Annotated in this window: 17 protein-coding genes; 8 read left to right on the top strand and 9 right to left on the bottom strand. The window is 36.3% G+C overall.

The window, feature by feature from the left end; translation table 11 throughout:
• Positions 1-27: 27 nt before the first annotated feature.
• From JKP34_RS04695 to JKP34_RS04685, 3 genes are read right to left on the bottom strand one after another with little or no spacing between them, the layout of a single operon-like run.
• On the bottom strand, positions 28-285 hold the full coding sequence (locus tag JKP34_RS04695) for an acyl carrier protein (protein ID WP_394368658.1): 258 nt from the start codon (positions 283-285) through the stop codon (positions 28-30).
• A gap of 26 nt (positions 286-311) precedes the next feature.
• Positions 312-1,667, bottom strand: coding sequence for a sensor histidine kinase (locus JKP34_RS04690; protein WP_201918206.1), 1,356 nt, complete (start codon positions 1,665-1,667; stop codon positions 312-314).
• Positions 1,654-3,039, bottom strand: coding sequence for a sigma-54-dependent transcriptional regulator (locus tag JKP34_RS04685; protein WP_201918204.1), 1,386 nt, complete (start codon positions 3,037-3,039; stop codon positions 1,654-1,656). Before JKP34_RS04685 ends, JKP34_RS04690 begins: the two co-directional genes overlap by 14 nt.
• Positions 3,040-3,258: 219 nt before the next feature.
• Here JKP34_RS04685 and JKP34_RS04680 point away from each other — a divergent pair, with 219 nt between their 5' ends.
• Positions 3,259-3,687 carry an FKBP-type peptidyl-prolyl cis-trans isomerase gene (locus JKP34_RS04680; protein WP_201918202.1) on the top strand — a complete coding sequence of 143 codons (429 nt, stop codon included), beginning with the start codon at positions 3,259-3,261 and terminating at the stop codon, positions 3,685-3,687.
• 94 nt (positions 3,688-3,781) lie between these two features.
• On the opposite strand, the gene JKP34_RS04675 is transcribed toward JKP34_RS04680, so the two are convergent.
• From JKP34_RS04675 to JKP34_RS04660, 4 genes are read right to left on the bottom strand one after another with little or no spacing between them, the layout of a single operon-like run.
• Positions 3,782-4,177: a T9SS type A sorting domain-containing protein gene (locus JKP34_RS04675; protein ID WP_201918200.1), complete on the bottom strand. Its 396-nt coding sequence runs from the start codon at positions 4,175-4,177 to the stop codon at positions 3,782-3,784.
• Between the two features lie 6 nt (positions 4,178-4,183).
• The gene (locus JKP34_RS04670; RefSeq protein WP_201918198.1) at positions 4,184-4,972 is read right to left on the bottom strand and encodes a UDP-2,3-diacylglucosamine diphosphatase; all 789 of its coding nucleotides are present in this window, start codon (positions 4,970-4,972) and stop codon (positions 4,184-4,186) included.
• A 60-nt stretch (positions 4,973-5,032) separates the two neighbouring features.
• Complete coding sequence (locus JKP34_RS04665; RefSeq protein ID WP_201918196.1) at positions 5,033-5,440, bottom strand: response regulator; 408 nt, start codon at positions 5,438-5,440, stop codon at positions 5,033-5,035.
• Positions 5,441-5,460: 20 nt separating this feature from the next.
• Positions 5,461-8,751, bottom strand: a complete 3,291-nt coding sequence (locus JKP34_RS04660; RefSeq protein ID WP_201918193.1) for a PAS domain-containing protein — start codon at positions 8,749-8,751, stop codon at positions 5,461-5,463.
• Positions 8,752-9,137: 386 nt separating this feature from the next.
• Here JKP34_RS04660 and JKP34_RS04655 point away from each other — a divergent pair, with 386 nt between their 5' ends.
• The 5 genes from JKP34_RS04655 to JKP34_RS04635 are packed head-to-tail and all read left to right on the top strand — an operon-like array spanning position 9,138 to position 12,921.
• Positions 9,138-9,593 carry an ATP-dependent zinc protease family protein gene (locus JKP34_RS04655; RefSeq protein ID WP_201918191.1) on the top strand — a complete coding sequence of 152 codons (456 nt, stop codon included), beginning with the start codon at positions 9,138-9,140 and terminating at the stop codon, positions 9,591-9,593.
• A gap of 20 nt (positions 9,594-9,613) precedes the next feature.
• Positions 9,614-10,534 (top strand): hydroxymethylbilane synthase, encoded by a 921-nt coding sequence (gene hemC / locus JKP34_RS04650; protein WP_201918189.1) that lies wholly within the window; start codon positions 9,614-9,616, stop codon positions 10,532-10,534.
• A 22-nt stretch (positions 10,535-10,556) separates the two neighbouring features.
• Positions 10,557-11,429, top strand: coding sequence for a peptidylprolyl isomerase (locus tag JKP34_RS04645; RefSeq protein WP_201918187.1), 873 nt, complete (start codon positions 10,557-10,559; stop codon positions 11,427-11,429).
• 59 nt (positions 11,430-11,488) lie between these two features.
• Entirely contained in the window at positions 11,489-12,391 is a 903-nt protein-coding gene (locus JKP34_RS04640) for an SDR family oxidoreductase (protein ID WP_201918185.1), read from the top strand.
• Complete coding sequence (locus JKP34_RS04635) at positions 12,388-12,921, top strand: DUF1543 domain-containing protein (protein ID WP_201918183.1); 534 nt, start codon at positions 12,388-12,390, stop codon at positions 12,919-12,921. Before JKP34_RS04640 ends, JKP34_RS04635 begins: the two co-directional genes overlap by 4 nt.
• Here the strand turns inward: JKP34_RS04635 and JKP34_RS04630 are convergent, their stop codons facing one another.
• Both JKP34_RS04630 and JKP34_RS18280 read right to left on the bottom strand, forming a co-directional pair.
• A complete protein-coding gene (locus JKP34_RS04630) occupies positions 12,922-13,419 on the bottom strand; it encodes a thioredoxin family protein (RefSeq protein WP_201918181.1) in 498 nt (165 codons plus the stop codon).
• A gap of 9 nt (positions 13,420-13,428) precedes the next feature.
• Positions 13,429-15,741 (bottom strand): TonB-dependent receptor, encoded by a 2,313-nt coding sequence (locus tag JKP34_RS18280; protein WP_201918179.1) that lies wholly within the window; start codon positions 15,739-15,741, stop codon positions 13,429-13,431.
• A 250-nt stretch (positions 15,742-15,991) separates the two neighbouring features.
• On the opposite strand from JKP34_RS18280, the gene JKP34_RS04620 reads away from it, so the two are divergent.
• Together JKP34_RS04620 and JKP34_RS04615 are read left to right on the top strand one after the other, a co-directional pair.
• On the top strand, positions 15,992-16,528 hold the full coding sequence (locus JKP34_RS04620) for a hypothetical protein (RefSeq protein WP_201918177.1): 537 nt from the start codon (positions 15,992-15,994) through the stop codon (positions 16,526-16,528).
• A gap of 87 nt (positions 16,529-16,615) precedes the next feature.
• Positions 16,616-19,021, top strand: coding sequence for a TonB-dependent receptor (locus tag JKP34_RS04615; RefSeq protein WP_201918175.1), 2,406 nt, complete (start codon positions 16,616-16,618; stop codon positions 19,019-19,021).
• Positions 19,022-19,071: the final 50 nt, after the last annotated feature.

Raw genomic sequence — 19,071 nt, 5'->3', positions numbered from 1 at the left:
GTTACAGTTGATGTAGAAAAATGTTCATTACATTTTCTCTCCAATATATTTCACAGCTGAATTAACCGTTGAAAGTTTTTCAGCGTCAGTATCAGGTATGCGTATGTTGAAATTCTGTTCAAATTCCATCACCAATTCGGCATAATCTAACGAATCAATTCCTAAGTCTTTTATAAAACTCGCATCAGCGGTAACCTCAGAACGTGTAATGCCTAATTTATCAACTAATATGTTTGTTATCGTTTTTTGAATCTCTTCCTGGGACATTTTGATTACATTTTCCACAAATATAAATTTTTAAAGTGTAACTGCTAAAATTTTAAGCTGAACTCTGTTCCTACTCCTAAATCGGATTGAACGGATATAGTACCCTGATGTTTACGAATTATCTCTTTCGACAAGCTTAAACCAATGCCTGAGCCAGTTTTTTTGGTTGTAAAGAAAGGAATAAAAATTTTAGTCAATGCTTCAGGTTCTATACCACTTCCGTCATCTTTTACGGTAATAGTGACTCGCTTTTTTGCATCAACGTTGGAATGCAGCCATATATTTTTTTCAAGAGCTTCTTCATCGAAAGATTCAGCAGCATTTTTTATGAGGTTAATAATTACCTGCTCAATTAATTCTCTGTCAATATTGGCAGTTGGTATCTGTTCATTAAGCTGTAAATGAAGTTTTACCTTCTTCTGGCTCAACTCTTCCTGCATCAATTGAGCTATGCCTCTTAGCACCAAATTAAAATCTTCCGGCTTCATCTTCGGAGTTGGCGTATGCGTTAAACTTCTAAACTCATTTAGAAACCTAATTAATCCTTCACTTCTGCTTTCGATAGTTTTTATGGAGTGTTTTAAATCATCTATATCTTCAGCATCTACCAGTATTTGCTCATCTCCATTACGTTTAATGTCATCGAGCAAACCATAAGTAGTGTTTGACAAAGAAGAAATTGGCGTTACTGAATTCATAATTTCATGGGTAAGCACCCTAATGAGGTTTCTCCAGGCCTCCATTTCTTTCTCATCAAGCTCCGATTGGATGTTCTGAAGTGAAATTAATTTGAATTGCTTGTTATGTAATTGAAGTTCAATGGCATAAACTGATAGCTGACGAACTTCTTCTCCAACTTTTACTTCAACGAGTTTTCGTCCGCCTGTTTTCAGTGTCTTAAAAGTATCTAATAATTCAAGACTTATCTTCGAGAAGGCCTCTATATTTTTAACCGTATAACTTGTGTTTAACAGCTTTTTTGCAGCAAAATTATACAGTTGAATATCACCCGCTTTATCAAAAGTGAGTATACCAATACCTACGTGCTGTACTATATTTCGGAAATATTGATATTCGGCTTCCTGGGCAACTTGTCTATTCTTTATAGCATCTTCTATTTCATAAAAAGTTTTCTTCAGAGATGAGTTTTCTAAAGTTTCAATCCACTCGTCCTGATCTTTCTGGCTTTTCACCCCTGCCAAGAATTGCCTGATAGCACTTTCATTACTCACATTAGATTTAATAAAGGCATGAAATTGAAACCCAATTAATACAAGAAATATAAGTGTTACTATAAACCAACTATCTGAAGAAACCGCTGCTCCCCAGCAAAAGGTTGTAATCAGTAGTAAAGCTAGCTTTAATGCATTCTTTTTTACTTCTGGTTTACGATATATCATACTTACTTAGTCTTCTATAGAGTGAAGCTCTTGTGAGCCCAAGTTCATCAGCAGCTTTCGAAATATTCCCTCCATGAATTTTTATTGCTTTTTGAATGGTTTGTCTTTCTACATCTTCAAGATTGAAACTATCCTCCATTTCATGTTTCTCCATTACATTTCCTTTGCTGGTCAGGAAAAAGAAGTCATCCGGCTGAAGTGCTTCATTGTCTGTCATGATAATAGCCCTTTCTATAGCATGTTGCAACTCACGGATATTACCCGGCCAATCATATTTTTGCAGTAATCTGATGGTGCTTTGATCTAGAGATTTTACCGACTTTTTATATTTACTGCCATAAATACTAATAAAATGCTCTGCCAGAAGGGGAATATCTTCAACCCTATCTCTTAGTGCAGGCAAATGAATTTCTACAGTATTAATTCTATACAACAAATCCTGCCTGAAATCACCTTTACCCACCAGGTTGTGAATATCTTCATTTGTAGCGCAGATTAAGCGAGCGTCAAAAGGTTTAGCTTCATTACTTCCTAAACGAGTAACCGTTCTGCTTTGCAAAACATTAAGAAGTTTGGCTTGTAAAGAAGGGCCCAGGTTACCAATTTCATCCAAAAATATTGTTCCTTTGTCCGCTATTTCAAATCGACCCGCTCTATCTGTTTTTGCATCAGTAAAAGCTCCTTTTTTATGTCCAAATAACTCACTTTCGAAGAGTGTATCAGTCAGCGCTCCCATATCAACACTTACAAAAGAATTATCCTTTCGAGAGGATTTCTTATGCAATGCCCTGGCTATTAGCTCTTTTCCTGTTCCATTCTCGCCAAGAATTAATACGTTGGCATCAGTATGTGCTACTTTATCAATAATAGTAAAAACATTCTTCAGCGCTTTACTTTCGCCTATAATGGATTTAAAGGGTGCATCTATCGACTCTTCAAGTTGCTGCTTCTCTTGCTGCAATTTGCTTACCTGATTATATGAGCTTTTTAGCTTGGCAGCCGAATGGATGGTGGCTAATAGCTTTTCATTTTGCCAAGGCTTTAATACAAAATCAGTGGCACCATTTTTTAACGCTTCAACCGCTGTTTCAACATCACCAAAGGCTGTAATCAAAATTACTACTGCCTGAGGATCTCGTTCCTTAATTTGCTCAAGCCAGTGCATACCTTCTTTACCACTTGTAGTATCCTGGCTGAAGTTCATGTCAAGCAGAATTACATCATATGTACCCTGGTTTAACAAAAAGGGAATTTTGCGCGGATCCTTCTCTATTAAAACTTCTTTTACATGTTTTTTTAGCAACATCTTAGCTGCAAACAAAACATCCTCATCGTCATCAATTATAAGTACTTTGTTAATTTCTTTTTCCATAGTTATTGGTATTAATGCGTGTAGAGAAAAAATGATGCCAAGGGGCAAAAAGCTAATTCAGCTATGAATTTAAGCCATTTTATGTTCAATAATGAACGATTGAAGAATTAAATGTTGCAATAGCGAACACTAATCTGATAAAGAGGGAATTAGTTTCATTTTGGTGAATCTTAATGATACCTTTGTGGTTTACAAATGACAATAACAAAAACAAGATTTATGTCAACAGCAAAAAAAGGCGACAAAGTAAAAGTTCATTACACAGGCAAATTGACTGATGGAACTGTATTTGATAGCTCATTAGAAAGAGAGCCAATTGAATTCGAATTAGGTTCTGGACAGATGATTGCAGGTTTTGACAAGGCAGTAGACGGAATGGCTATTGGTGACAAGAAAACTGCTGAAATACCAAGTGCGGAAGCTTATGGTGACAAAAGAGATGACATGATGGTACCTGTACCTAATGATAAAGTACCTGAAGACATCAAACCTGAAGTTGGTATGCAATTATCAATGCAACAACCTGATGGGCAAGCAGTGCCAGTTGTTATTGCAGAAGTAAATGACGACAACATTGTATTGGATGCTAATCATCCTTTAGCAGGAAAAGATTTAAGTTTCGAGATTGAATTAGTTGAAATCAGCTAATCAATACGTAAAATTTTAAGTAGAGGCCTCAGCAGAAATGTTGAGGCTTTTTTATTGACCAATATTCGTAGATTATAATACTAAAAAGTTACCACTATTCAGCCATAATGGATTTAGTACGATTGTACTTAGAATTACCTACTTCCACTACAAAGAAGCTGGGTTTATAATATGCAAGATTGTATTCTTTGCTAAAACTACCCTTTTGAACAACAGTTTCCTGCTTTACTAAATTACCTGTAATATCATAAATTTTTACAACTACCGGCTTACTCTCATTATTATAAAAACTTACTATAAAAGATCCAGATTGAGTTTTACTCAATTTAAAATCAAGCTTTTCATTTACCAACAGTTTTTTAGGATAAGCTACTTCACCATCGCCTTTTACCTTTTCCACAGCAACTGAATCGTTAGCGGCTTTTTGTGCAAAACCGACAGACAACATGAAAAGTAACATGAAAGGAATTAGAAGTAGCTTTTTGGTCATTTTATATTAATTATTCTCTTCAAACTTTTCCAGTACAAATTCTTTGCCATCAAAAGTAGCGTAAGTGAAGTAATTAATCCACTCGCCAAGGTTTATGTATCTAGAGTTTTCGCCCACTGCTACATCAATAGGTAGATGTCTATGTCCGAAAATATAGCAATCATAATGCTCTTTTTGCTCAACCTCATTTGCATAAGACCAAAGCCATTCGCCCTCACCCAAAAACTTCGATGTTTCATCATTTGAGCTATTTAGCCGACTTTTTGATGACCACATATTAGCTATCCTAATACCAACATCCGGATGTATCTGTCTGAACGCCCATTGACAAAGTTTATTCTCAAAAACCTTTTTCAAGAATTTATACATACGATCACCAGGGCCCAGACCATCACCGTGCCCTACCAAAATCTTTTTGTTTCCCACTAATACCTTTTGCGGAGTTCTAAACAAAGGGATACCCAACTCATCAGTGTAATAGCCAAACATCCACATATCATGGTTGCCGGTAAAAATATACAAGGGAATTCCTGCATCAGCTAGTTCAGCCAACTTGCCTTGAAATCTTATAAAGCCTTTAGGGATAACAGTTTTATACTCATGCCAGAAATCGAAAAGATCACCTACCAGGAAAATGGCTGCTGCATCTTTTTTTACAACATCAAGCCAGCGAATGATCTTAAGTTCTCTTTCTCTACTAGCCTCTTTTGTGGGTGTGCCTAAATGAAAGTCAGAAGCGAAATATAATTTCTGGTTTGCTTCTAATTGAATTGATATTTCGCCTTTCTTTTGCATGCAACTGCAAAAGTAAAAAATCCTTTTAAAAAGAGTGTTAAATCATATTATTATTAGCCATTAGGATGCTAGTCGGCTCACAATTTGTGTTACGAGACTGGAATCTAACGGTTTTGAAACGTAATCCTCAATACCGTCCATTTCTTTTGAACGTTGAATGTCCGCAGGATCTATAGAAGAAGAAACCATGAACACTTTACTCTTTTTACTAAGACGGTGCTTAATCTTGTTGTAGCCTTCCATAAACTCAAAGCCATTGAGGCGGGGCATATTTATATCGAGAAAGATAATATCTGGAATTGGATCATCATTTCCATTTAAGGATTCAAAATATTCCAGAGCTTCCTCACCATCATAAAAGGACATAACCGAAGATGTCTCAACTGCCGACTCAATTATTCTTGAAACAGCAAACTGATAAATATCATCATCATCAATAACACAAATATTTAATTTCTCACTGCTCATAACTCAATCACTTTATTAATTCACAATCGGATTATAAACTTCGTTCCCTTATCTACTTCACTTTCTACGGAAATAATCCCTCCCATACTTTCAACTTGTTGCTTGGTCATATACAAGCCTATACCTTTTGAACCTTCTTTTCTATGAAAAGTTCTATTCAATCCAAATATTTTATCACCGTATTTATTCAAATCTATTCCTAAACCGTTATCTGAAATTTCTAAATAGGTGTGGCTCTTTATTTTATAGCTTTTTATATCTATTTCTAGTTTTCGCTTTTGTGATCTATACTTAATAGCATTGGATATTAAATTCTGAAAAATACTTTCAAGATATACGGCATTGTAATTTACAAAAGGAGCTTTCTCAAAATCTGTAATTAAAGTTATTTCAAAATCATCAATCATATTTTGAAAAGCTGGTAAAGCTTTATCCAATACCTCTTGAAAGAAAAGTTTTTTACGCTGAATAACACTAGTCTCTTGAATAGCTAAGCTCTCCACTAAGGTATTGAGTGTTTCATTTAAATAATCTGTTACAGTGTTCACTTTATCAACTATCACATCCTTTTCATCTTTAGTAGCTGAATTATCATAAAGATTAAGTAAACTGTTCAGGTTACTAACTGGTCCCCTCAAATTATGTGATGTTATTTGGGCAAAATCAGCCAATCTTTTGTTTTTCTTGATTAAACTATCATTTACATCTTGCAGTCGGTTCTTTTTAATTACTATTTCTTCATTATTGTAACGATAGGCGTCATCAACATCCATGAAAATACCAAGCAATTTAACACACTTATTATTTTCAAAAATTGGCTTACCTACGGCTCTTACCCACAATTCCTTCTTTTTTGCGGTGATAATTTTAAGTTCAACATCATAAGATTCGCCTTTTTTGATAGCATCATCTAAAGCTTTTAACATGGTGGCCCTATGCTTACCTTCCTCGTAAAATTCTACCGCCTCTTTTAGCGATGGCTTGTAGTCATACTCAACTTCATGTATTTCTTTGGTTACATCGCTCCAGTATAACTCATCACTATCAATTTCATATTCCCATGCTCCAACTCTTACCACATTGTTGGTAAGTTCAAGTACGTTTTGAATTCTATCTTTTTGTGCCTCTAGTTCTCTTGCTTTGGTTACATCTTCTGAATGGATCATAATACCAGCTATTTGCCCCATGCTTTTCCATGGCTTCATTTCCCAGTTCAGCCAAACCAATTCTCCTTGCGAATTAATAAATGGAGTTTCAGTACCTTTTTTTATCTCACCATTAAGACAAGCCTGGTGCAATTCTTTCCAATTATCAGATGTATTGGGAAACAAATCATAGATCGATTGGCCATAAACATCTTCTCCAGTAAAACCATACTCATCAAGCCATTTATCTGAGGCTGCCAGGCAGCACAAGTTTTTATCGAACATGGCTACTGCCGATGGTGCTTGCTTTACAAAATTCTCGAATTGTACATGCCTTTTCTTTTGCCTGGTTATGTCTATATAGGTTCCGAACATTATTAATGGTTTACCATCTTCTGTCCAGCTAAAAACCTTGCCTCGATCAACCACCCAAATCCATGAACCGTCTTTATGCTTCATTCGGCATTCAACTTCATAATAGGGTGTTTGTCCTGTAAAATGTTCTTGAAGTGCCTCATCAGACTTTTTCAAATCTTCCGGATGACAGTACTTGGTCCATGTATCTATACTAACCGGTGCCAATTCTTCCAAAGTATAACCTATAATTTCAGCCCAGCGCTCATTAAATCTAGTTTCACCTGTTTGTACATTCCATTCCCAGGCACCCGCATTTGTCCCTATCAACAGGTTTTCCATTTTTAAGGATTCTTCCTTAATTTTAATCTCCTGCAGTTTACGTTCGTTAATATCCTGAAAAGTACCATAAACCCTTACACATTTTCCATCTTTCATTTCAGTAAGTCCTATAGTTCTTACCCATTTGGTTACATTATTGGCTGTTACTATTTGTAACTCCAAATCAAATCCTTCACCAGTTTCAAGAGTTTTTTGAAAAGTCTTAGTTACGGTTTCTCTGCTTTTACCTTCTTTGTAGAATAGCAAACCAATTGAAACGTTGGGCTCAAAATCCGCTGGCACTCCATGAATTTGTTTGGTAACTTTACTCCATGTCACTTTATTATTAACAATGTCTGTCTCCCATGTACCTATTACGGCTGCTTCATTACTTAGCTCCATATCCATTTTATAGCGCTCATTTTGGGTTTGAAGTGCTCGTTTTTCGGTAACATCATTAAAGCTGAATAAGATACCACCAATTTCATCTTCATTTATATACCATGGCCTAACTTCCCAATCAAGCCAAAAATCCTTTCCCGTCTCAGTCGTAAATTGCTCGGAAGCACCGCTTACAACTTCACCTTTAAGGGCTTTATCAAAGCTTTCTCTCCAATAGTACTCAGCTCTGTTATAAAACAAATAGAAATTTTTCCCTATTATTTCATCTCGCTTGAAACCATAATCTTTAACCCATGCTGCTGAAGCGGCTAAAAGTTTAATTTCTCTACTAAACATAGCAATAGGAACTGGTGACTGCTTTACGAATATTTTATTGAGTCTTTCCTTTTGCTCTAATTTGGTTTGTAATTCTGTAAGAGCCTCCAAACTTGATCGCAGCTCTTCCTCAGCAGCCTGCAGTTTACTGTTTGAATCAGAAAAATTGTCATTTGATTTTTTTAGTTTTTGGATAATTGGATTAACCAATAATGCAAAGAGCACAAAAAACACAATTAAAAAGAGGATGGATAGAAATAAATTGATGTTTCTAAGTCTGGAAATATCATTTTCTGCTTTCTGTTGTAATATCGCTACTGATTTTTCCATACGTTCCAAAAATGTAGCTTCTGCCAATTGTATCTTACTGAAGTCCTTATATGTTAAATCAAGACTTCCAGTTTCAACTTTCTCATCATAGAAGGCTATAATTCCATTAATCAGCTTAAGGTTATCACTAAGCAAACTATCTAAGGTAGCGCTCTCTATTTGAGCTGAGATTAGTTCTTCTTGTGCAGCTTTCCAGTCGAGTAAGGTCGATGATAATTCGCCATAGTAAGGCTGCTTAATTACGTTAGAATCCTGAATATTATAATAATAACTAAATAGCTTAGCCACTTTCTGACTGTACATTCTTTGACGGCCTGCAATATTAATTAACCTGGCGTAATCTGCACTATCATTAAACCCATTTTGTACTACAGATTGCTTAATCGTAAATAGAGAGGCTGTTACTAAAAAAAATACAATATATTTTCTACTCTCTTTTACCATAAATTATTAAGTACAACATGAATAACAACCAACCAGCGTGTCAATAATTCCAGTATCTAAACACTTAAAGTTAGTAGTAATACTCTCACCGTTACTCATATAAATTTATAATGGAAATTAAAAAAAACACACTTTTGTTAAGCTTATTTTATTATTTCTTTAAACAATGCAATAACTATTAGAATTATAACACTTTTAGCAAAAGAGTAACTTAATTTAATACAACCATAAACTGGCAGAATAAGTGATTTCAATTTCACTAAACGTTTATATAATTACAGGGTATATGTTTATACATTAATTGAATTCCAACAAAATCATAGCCATTCCAAATCAGAAAAAATTATTACATTTAGTATTTAGTTTTTTGTCAGAATTAAATTTTAATGAAGCAAAAGTTAATAATTGGCAGGACGGACAAAGTTGATCTTCCAGAGCTTAATCTTGAAAATGTACAAGCCAAAATTGATACAGGTGCCTACACTTCAGCTATACATTGCTCGGGCATACATATAGAAAAAGATGATGACGGAAGAGATATACTCTGCTATAAAATAAGCGGAAGTAGGTTGGGAAAGGGAAAGAAGGCAAGAAGCTTTAAGACCACTGAATTTCACCTCAAAAAAATTAGAAGCTCAAACGGCCAAATGCAGGAACGTTACATCATTAAATCAAAGATCATCTTATTTGGCAAAGCATACAAAGCTGAATTTTCATTATCAGACAGAAGCCATATGAAAAATCCAATTCTGTTGGGTAGAAAACTATTGAATGGTAAATTTGTAGTTGATGTTTCAGAAGAAGATTTATCTTATCAACTGAAACTTAATAAAACAGCATAATTCAGTCAGAAAAAACATCCATGCATATTAGAATTGGCACCAGAGGTAGCAAGTTAGCATTATGGCAGGCATACTATGTTCAGGAAAAACTAGAAAAAGCCGGACATACCTCAGAGATTGTAATTATAGAAACTAAAGGTGATAAAATACTTGATGTAGCTATTTCTAAAATTGGTAGTAAGGGCGTTTTCACAGAAGAGATAGAAGCACAGCTAGCCGATGGCAGTATTGATATTGCCGTACATAGTGCCAAAGATATGCAGTCACATCTGCCTGAAGGCTTTGAACTGATTGCCTTCTCAGAAAGAGAGCAGGTGAATGATGTAGTGGTGAGCCACAAAAAAGATTTCCAATTTGCTAACCAGCCTATGGTTATTGGCACTTCATCAACCCGAAGAATTGCCACCTTAAAACACTTTTATCCGGAAATTGAAACGGTTGACATCAGAGGTAATCTACAAACCAGAATTAAAAAAATGGAAGAGGGCCTCTGTGATGCTATTCTGCTGGCCTATGCAGGCGTACACAGAATGGGTTACCACGATAAAATTGCTCATACCCTATCTACAGAAGAATTTATTCCTGCAGTTGGTCAGGGCTCAGTAGCTATTGAAGTGCATGAATCTCTAAATCAAGAAAAGAAAGATGTTATCAGATTTGCCATCAATCATAAAGCCACAGAAAACTGTTTAAAGGCTGAAAGGGCTTATCTCCGCTATCTTGAAGGGGGTTGCAGTATTCCAGTTTATGGATTAGCCCGTATAAGTGGTACAAATATAGAGATGGAGGCCGGCATCATCAGTTTAGATGGTTTGGAACGCATTGCCTTAAAACTAACCGATTCCATCGCCAATGCAGAACAACTGGGAACACTCATGGCCAAGCAAGTTTTAGCATCTGGTGGAGACAAAATTTTAAAAGAAATAAAAGAACAACTTTAATTAACACATATTAAGTAACAACATGAAAAAGAGCATCATATACATTTTTGTTATAACACTTATTCTTTCAAGCTGTGCCGGCTCAAAAGACAATTTAGTGGTTTTCCATACACCCTATGGTGATATGAAAGCTATTCTGTATGAAGAAACTCCTATCCACAAAAAGAATTTCATTAAACTGGTTGAATCGGGCCAATATGATAGTACCACATTTCACAGGGTAATTAAGGATTTCATGGTACAAGGAGGGGATGTTAATGCCAAAAAGAATATTGAGGAAGAAGACAAAATTAATTATCAGCTTCAGGCAGAAATAATCGATGATAAATTCTGGCACATAAAGGGTGCGTTAGCAGCTGCGCGAATGGGAGACAATGTTAACCCTAATAGAAAGTCAAGCGGTTCACAATTCTACATTGTTGATGGCCAAACTTATACTGAAAACGAGCTAACGCAAATGGCTGAAGGACGAAAGGCACAGCAGAAGCAGATGAAGGTTAAGCAGGTTCTGGGTATGAAAAAGTATGCTTCTCTGAGAAATAAAGTAGTGGAAATGCAGAAAAATGAGGACCTGGAAGGTCTAATGAATTTCATGGAGCATACTGCTGATTCTTTGGTTGCTTTGGAATATGGTGAGATCGAATTATACCAGTTTAAACCTGAGCAGGTCGCTGACTATGCTGAAAAAGGAGGAGCCCCTCATTTAGATGGAGAATATACTGTATTTGGTCAAGTAGTTGAAGGACTTGCCGTAATTGATTCTATTGCTTCTGTAAGAACAGCTATGGCAGATAAACCCGTTGAGGACATTTTTATGACGGTAGAATTAGAAAAGATGTCTAAAAAGAAAATCACTGAAAACTACGGCTACAATTATCCAAAAGAAGAGAAATAACCCTATAACTGCTTATTGTTACAAGGCATCTACATTTGAACCCCATTAAAGAGAAACAAATGAAAATACTATTGACCGGATCTAACGGATTGTTAGGTCAAAAACTAGTAAAGCTTATTACAGAGGAAACCAATCATGATCTGGTAGCTACATCCAGGGGTGATAACCGTTTACAAGGTAGCAGTTTTAAATACATGAGCCTGGATATTACCAACAAACAGGAAGTGGATGCCATAATTGATCAAGTAAAACCTGATGTTATTATCAATACAGCCGCCATGACTAATGTTGATCAGTGTGAAGCAGATAAGGAAAATTGCGATTTGTTAAATGTTGAATCTGTCAGGTATCTTGTTGAAGCATCAGAGCGCAACAATTGCTTTCTGGTTCATCTTTCAACTGATTTTATTTTTGATGGTGAAGATGGCCCTTACAATGAAGACGCAGAGGCCAATCCTGTAAGCTATTATGGGGAAAGCAAGTTAAAGGCTGAAGAAATAATTAAAGATTCCAATATAGATTGGGCTATTGTGAGAACTGTTTTGGTGTACGGAATAGCCGAAGACATGAGTCGCTCTAACATTATTCTTTGGGTGAAAAAGTCATTGGAGAAAAATGTGCAAATCAATGTAGTTGATGACCAATGGAGAACACCAACCTTAGCGGAGGACCTTGCAAAAGGTTGCTTGCTGATAGCTGAAAAAAATGCCAAAGGCGTGTTCAATATTTCCGGAAAGGATATGCTAACCCCTTATGATATGGCTATCAAAACTGCTGATTTTTTCAAACTAGATAAAAGCTATATCCAACAAACGGATGGCTCTAAATTCACACAAGTGGCCAAAAGACCTCCCAAAACAGGATTTGTTTTAGATAAAGCGATAAATGAACTGGGCTATAATCCAGTTTCTTTTGAAGAAGGAATTGCTATTTTAGCCGATCAAATCAAAGAAAAAGAATGAAGCTATTTGCCGTAGTACTAGGAGGAAGAGCCCCGAAATGCAATATTGAGTTACATGATGTAGTTTTTGCAGTTGGTTATACCATTGAAGATACTTACCAACAGTTGCTAAGCCAGTGGTTTGGGAATCCTAAAAAGATGCATATCGATTCTTATATGGAGCTTAATGTGGTTGATGGTTATGAGGTAAAACTTAATAAAGATGTGAGCTATCAAGAAGAGAAGCTTTACTTCATTAACATGGGTGCCTACAAAAAAGGAGATTTTATGGAGCACCATGCGAACACATTTTTGGTGGATACTTCTGATGCGCAAGTAAAAACACGTGCCAAACAAAGCCTTTTAAAGGGATACGATGAAGTGCACAAGGATGACCTTTATGATATTGATGACCTACTTAACATTACTAAAGTGAATGGCTATCATGTGATTTTAACACCCACTGAAAAGAAGGAAAACTTAATACCACAAAATGGCTATCATGTATTACCAAAAAAGGTAGTTGAAGATTATGTAGCTACAATTAAATAATTATTCTTTAAGTATTTCGATGAGTTGTTCTGCGCTCAGAAACTGAAAATATCTTGCGGTAGCTTCAAAAGATTCATTAAAAATAATCATGGCAGGAAGTGAAAAAGGCTTGTTTTCTCTACTTGCCATAAGTAAAGGTATTTGGTGAACAGGATTTCTTTTATTGATCCGTTTATTAACAAATTGCTGGCCTCCAAAGCGGATGGTATCTTTTGATTCCACATTCATTTTCACAGGATAGAAATCCTCGCTGAGTATTTTAATGAGGAGTGAATCTGTGAATGTCACTTTATCCATTTCATGGCAATAGGTACACCAATCGGCAACAAAGTTTACGAATACCTTTTTAGGCTTATTTTTTAAGGAGTCATCGAGCTGTTCAAATGTTAACCAATTTGGAGTACTTCTTTGTTGAGCATATGCATCTCTAAAGTGAGCTGCAAGCAATAATAGCAAGCCGATATAAAGAATATTTTTTTTAAGCAATTGTAAGCTCATAACATTCGCCTATAAAGATTTTAATTCAAGACCAATAAAAAATGTTCTTGGTAAAGCCGGGCCGTAAATGAAGTTACTGTCTCTATTCTTACTAACATCAAAATCATTTTGATAGGCATCAAATAGATTCTTAACCCCACCAAATAATTCTAATCCTAAATTAGATTGTGGTACTTTAAAGGTATGCCCCACTCTTAGTCCAACTTCTGTAAAAGTTGGTGAAGTGAAATAAGTATCTTCAGCTTGCCCGGTACCTTCCCCACCAAAATGCGCTATTTCCATTGAACCTGTATAAACCAGATTTGTACTGGCACTCCAATACTTTGTAGGTGTGTAAATGAATGTTGCATAGCCGTAGTTACCAGGCGTTCGCATAAACGTTCTTCGGGCAGGTAAGCCTTCAATATTTTCAACCGGCTTTTCATATAAGCTGGATTGCACTGTAAAACCTGCATCTACTTCAAAAACATAATCAAAATTAGCTCTTGCCTCAATGGTAATACCCTGAACAGTTGCTCCAGGTCCATTTCTTTTTTCAAATCTTTCTCCAAATTCATCTTCTCCCAACGGAAATAAATAAAAAGCACTATCCAGTTTGGTGTAAAAACCTTCCAGTGTAAATCCCATAATTGAATTGGCCGTGGCCCGATCATAATTGACGGATGCCGTAAAACTGTTTGATCGCTCTTCTACTAATTCATCGGCAAGAGAAACCCTTGAAATACCACCTCCGGCAAAGGCGATGTGCAAATCTGTATCAAATGCCTGAGGAGCTCTAAAACCTGTGCCCCAACCTAATCTGAATTGTGTATTCTCTTTCAATTTGTACAAAGCGGACAATCGCGGACTGATGATTACATCATCAACTAAATTATGCTTATCCAGTCTGGCGCCTGATAAAAGGTTTAGATCATTTGTTATATTCCAATCATGCTGAAGCAGCAAACCAAGATCGGTAGTGGTTTGATCAATTAGATAATTATAGGAGTCAATCTTGTCCAAAACATCATCATACACATATTCTACACCCAATGTGGTGATGGCATCCCCTGAGAAAAACTCTTCAGATTTATGATTAAACTGTATACCTCCCTGATGTGTGACCACATCTGAAATGCCATAAGGAGGATCAGCTAAATAATCCGCTATTGCAGTAGAATCATCCGGGAATACACCTGTAAAGTGAGACCTATCGGTTTGTTGACCGCCATAATAAAAAACAAAGGAATTCTTATTCTCATTGAAGTTGATCTGGTAGTCTAAACTACCCATTAAAACATCATGCGTTCTTTCTTCAGATTGCTGGGCTAAATGGGCTGATTCTTCCACCATTTCACCACCATACCTATATTCATGAATACTGCTTAAACTCAATGAAAGCTTCTGGTTGTTCGTAGGTTGATAGAATAAATTAGTACCGAATGAATTATCCTTTAACTCAGGTAACTCCGAAAAATTATCACCATTGGCATCATACATACCCCGGTTTCTGTTATTTACGAAGAAGCTAGCACCAACCTTACCCTCTTTATCCACAACTGTGGCATTAGCCGTAATGATATTGTCAGCAGTTTCTGATTTAATAAGTTGAAATGTATTTGAAACACTGAATGCATTCTCTTTTGGAGTTCTGGTGATCACATTAACTGTTCCTCCGATTGCCCCGGATCCATATAAGGCAGAAACACCTCCTCTCACAACTTCAATGCGTTCTATCATATTTACAGGAATTTGTTCAAGTCCGTAAAGCCCTGTAAGCGGGCTAAAGATGGGACGACTATTGATCAAAATCTGCGAGTAACCTCCCTGAAGTCCATTAATTCTCAGCTGGGTATAATTACAAGTTTGGCAATCAGTTTCCACTCTTAAACCACTCTGGTATTTTAGACCTTCAGATAAATTTACAGCGACCACCTGATCGAGTCCCTTCTTGTTAATCAGATTGACGATGACAGGAGAATCTGTCATTCTTTTTGCTGTTCGCGTTCCAGTAACAACCACCTCATTCAGGTTCATTTGTTCGGCTTCAATAACAAACAAGATATCATTGTTCTGAACGCTATCATCCAAATTGATCTCTTTGGTTTTATAGCCAACAGAGCTAACAATGAAAGTTTGTTTGTCAGCAGGAATGTTTTTTATAATAAATTTGCCTTGTTCATCAGTAGCTGTTCCTAAGGCGGTGCCTTTAACCTGAATAGTAGCGAAGGGTACTGCCTCACCTCCTTTATTTGACTTAACAATTCCATCAATCGTATAAGTCTGTGCCTTCGCAAAAGAAATAAATGATACACTTAAAATAATTAGTAATAGATTCTTCATTATAGCACTCCCTATTTATTAGTAATGTAAAATTAAATATTTAGATGAGACTAAAAAAATAATAATATAATGCTTTTATAATTATTCCACTCATTTACCTCAATATTCAGGCGAGATTAAATAATGTAACATCATGATTCAAAAGCTTTAGAGGAACAAATGATTAAATGAGCTACTGCAAATGAATGTGCATTTATTAAAAGTGTTTCTTAGGCTGTATATTTTTAGTTAATTGCATCTTCTAAAGATCATGCGTAATCAATTTTTTTCCATATCGCTCATTTTTTGTCTATTTGGCCCTTTGCTGATAGGCAACCTTATGGTTCATATAGAGAAGAAACAGCTCAAACGCAGTATTAAAAGAAATATCATCAGTGGCATTGATCAATCCGAGTTGAGCCAGTTGACCATAGCAAAAAAGGACCTAAACACGCTTTTGGATTGGGAACATGACCATGAGTTTGAGTATATGGGTGAAATGTACGATGTTGTGAAACGACAGAACATTGGCGATTCAGTTGTATTTTATTGTTGGTGGGATTCAGAAGAAACAGCACTAAATAAACAATTGGCTTTAACACTGTTAATGGAATTTGATAGTAACCCTATCAAGCAAAAACAGAAACAAAACATTTATAAGATTTTAAAAGCAGATTACCTTCCACATTATAATGATATCCTGTTTACCTCTATTCATAAGAGGTATGAACATCAGCATTTTTATAAAAAGAATTTCACTTCTTATAACTCCTCACCAGATTCTCCTCCTCCACAGTATCTGAGCTAAATATTGCAGTCGTTTACCGACAAATTTAATCATGCCCTTTCTTCTCTTATAAGTAGAACAGGGTCTATTATCATTAATAAATATAAAATGAAATATATATTAACCACATTTTTGATGTTGGCATCATTGTGTACTGCCCACTCTCAAACTGTGACCATAGTAGATGAGGATACTGGCAACCCAATCGAACTAGCCACTTTAATAAGTCAAAAACCTAATGCTATAGCCACAACAAATTCAGAAGGGAAAGCTGATATTACTAACTTAAAAGGAGCTGATATTATCCAGATTCATATGTATGGCTACAAAACCAGAACTATGAGCTATGCCGATATTGAAGCATTCAATTTTAAGATAATCCTCACGAAGGATAATTTTAATCTTGATGAAGTAGTTGTCTCTGCTACCCGATGGAGACAATACGCTAAGGATATACCATCAAAGATTGCTTCTATTAGTCCGCAACAAGTTACTTTCCAGAACCCTCAAACAGCTGCTGACATGCTGGGTATTTCAGGAAAAGTTTATGTACAAAAAAGTCAGCAAGGTGGCGGAAGTCCTATGATTAGAGGTTTTGCCACCAACAGACTCCTTTATACAGTTGATGGCATCAGAATGAATACCGCCATTTTTAGAGGTGGTAATATCCAGAATATAATCAACCTTGACCCATTTGCAGTTGAAGATACTGAAGTATTATTTGGCCCTGGATCAGTTATTTATGGAAGTGATGCCATAGGAGGTGTAATGAGTTTTCAGACTCTAAGACCTCAGTTAAGTTTGGCAGATTCAGTTTTCATCACGGGTAATGCTACTACACGTTATGCTTCTGCTAACAATGAGAAAACTGCACATTTTGATGTGAATGTAGGTTGGAAAAAATGGGCTTTGGTAACAAGCATCAGCTCTTGGGATTATGACCATTTAAGGCAGGGCAGCAATGGCCCTGACGACTATCTTAAACCCTACTATGTACAAACAATTGATAGTGTTGACCGAGTGATTAGACAAGAGGATCCTTTGCTACAAATTCCGTCAGGCTACTCACAGATTAACATGATGCAAAAAATCAGGTTTAAGCCATCTGATAACTTAGACATCAATTATGGTTTTCATTATTCTGAAACCACTTCTTACGGAAGATATGACAGACATAACCGAAGAAGAAACGATGCACCACGTTACGCCCTTTGGAACTACGGCCCTCAAAAATGGATGATGAACAATCTCAATATCAATCACCATAAGGAAGGTATTTTATATGATGACTTATCGTTAAGACTTGCACAACAAGGGTTCGAAGAAAGTAGAATTGATCGTTCGTTTAACAGCACAACCAAAAGTGAGCAGGTTGAAATGGTAGATGCCTACTCTCTAAACCTTGATTTAAGCAAAAAAACAAGTGATAGAAATTCAGTCTTCTATGGGGTAGAGTATGTTCTAAATAATGTTACTTCAACAGGAGAAGCCACTAATATTGATACAGGTGTTAGTTCAGAAATAGCCTCAAGGTATCCTCAAGCTAACTGGCAATCTTTAGGGGTTTACATAAATAATGAGTTTAAGCCAGGGGAGAAATTGACTTTACAAACAGGCATCAGATACAATCAGTTTATCCTGGACGCTGAGTTTGACACCACTTTTTATCCATTCCCTTTTACAGAGGCCAACTTAAATAATGGTGCTTTAACAGGTAGCATAGGAGCTGTTTTTAAACCAACAGAAAGCTGGATCATTAGAGCTAATCTGGGAACAGCCTTCAGATCACCTAATGTGGATGATATTGGAAAAGTATTCGATTCCGAACCTGGTGCAGTCACCATTCCTAACCCTGCATTGAAAGCCGAATACGCCTACAATGCAGACCTGGGCTTTACCAAAATATTTGATAATGTCCTAAAAGTAGATTTCACTGCTTACTATACCATACTAGATAATGCTTTGGTTCGCAGAGATTTTCAGCTCAATGGTGATGACAGCATTTTTTATGACGGGCAACTGAGCCAAGTGCAAGCCTTGCAAAATGCCGCTGTAGCCAACGTTTGGGGCATACAAGCAGGAGCCGAATTGAAAATTGCAGGTGGTTTTTCTTTATCTACTGATTTAAACTATCAACAGGGTGAAGAAGAGCTTGATGAAGGCACTACTAGTGCTTCCAGACATGCCGCTCCTTTCTTTGGTATTAATAGACTGAACTACAAGAAGAAAGCATTGCAATTACAGTTCTATCATAGCTTTCAAGGTGAAAGAAGTGCTGCTGACATGCCTATTGGCGAAAGTGGTAAAGATGAGATTTATGCCAAAGATGCTAATGGCAATAACTATGCTCCAGCATGGTACACCTTAAATTTCAAGGCGCTATATCAATTCACTGACATATTCAGTCTAACTGCTGGAGTAGAAAATATCACTGACCAAAGGTACAGACCTTACAGCTCTGGACTTTCAGGTGCAGGTAGAAACTATATTATTTCGTTGAAGGCTAGTTTTTAATTAAGTTCAAAACCTAAAACAAAAAGCCCTTGCTGATTATCAGCAAGGGC

It is taken from the genome of Marivirga atlantica (genome assembly GCF_016734805.1).
GTDB lineage: Bacteria > Bacteroidota > Bacteroidia > Cytophagales > Cyclobacteriaceae > Marivirga > Marivirga atlantica.
The sequence above is the reverse complement of the archived record's forward strand: the minus strand, read 5'-3'. Positions and strand labels throughout refer to the sequence as shown.

Bases quoted from the DNA above. Each gene is read 5' to 3' on its own strand.
- JKP34_RS04685 (WP_201918204.1), bottom strand. From the start codon at position 3,039: ATGGAAAAAGAAATTAACAAAGTACTTATAATTGATGACGATGAGGAT.
- JKP34_RS04615 (WP_201918175.1), top strand. From the start codon at position 16,616: ATGAAATATATATTAACCACATTTTTGATGTTGGCATCATTGTGTACT.
- JKP34_RS04690 (WP_201918206.1), bottom strand. From the start codon at position 1,667: ATGATATATCGTAAACCAGAAGTAAAAAAGAATGCATTAAAGCTAGCT.
- JKP34_RS04640 (WP_201918185.1), top strand. From the start codon at position 11,489: ATGAAAATACTATTGACCGGATCTAACGGATTGTTAGGTCAAAAACTA.
- JKP34_RS04635 (WP_201918183.1), top strand. From the start codon at position 12,388: ATGAAGCTATTTGCCGTAGTACTAGGAGGAAGAGCCCCGAAATGCAAT.
- JKP34_RS04645 (WP_201918187.1), top strand. From the start codon at position 10,557: ATGAAAAAGAGCATCATATACATTTTTGTTATAACACTTATTCTTTCA.
- JKP34_RS04630 (WP_201918181.1), bottom strand. From the start codon at position 13,419: ATGAGCTTACAATTGCTTAAAAAAAATATTCTTTATATCGGCTTGCTA.
- JKP34_RS18280 (WP_201918179.1), bottom strand. From the start codon at position 15,741: ATGAAGAATCTATTACTAATTATTTTAAGTGTATCATTTATTTCTTTT.
- JKP34_RS04680 (WP_201918202.1), top strand. From the start codon at position 3,259: ATGTCAACAGCAAAAAAAGGCGACAAAGTAAAAGTTCATTACACAGGC.
- JKP34_RS04670 (WP_201918198.1), bottom strand. From the start codon at position 4,972: ATGCAAAAGAAAGGCGAAATATCAATTCAATTAGAAGCAAACCAGAAA.
- JKP34_RS04675 (WP_201918200.1), bottom strand. From the start codon at position 4,177: ATGACCAAAAAGCTACTTCTAATTCCTTTCATGTTACTTTTCATGTTG.
- JKP34_RS04665 (WP_201918196.1), bottom strand. From the start codon at position 5,440: ATGAGCAGTGAGAAATTAAATATTTGTGTTATTGATGATGATGATATT.
- JKP34_RS04660 (WP_201918193.1), bottom strand. From the start codon at position 8,751: ATGGTAAAAGAGAGTAGAAAATATATTGTATTTTTTTTAGTAACAGCC.
- JKP34_RS04655 (WP_201918191.1), top strand. From the start codon at position 9,138: ATGAAGCAAAAGTTAATAATTGGCAGGACGGACAAAGTTGATCTTCCA.
- JKP34_RS04620 (WP_201918177.1), top strand. From the start codon at position 15,992: ATGCGTAATCAATTTTTTTCCATATCGCTCATTTTTTGTCTATTTGGC.
- hemC (WP_201918189.1), top strand. From the start codon at position 9,614: ATGCATATTAGAATTGGCACCAGAGGTAGCAAGTTAGCATTATGGCAG.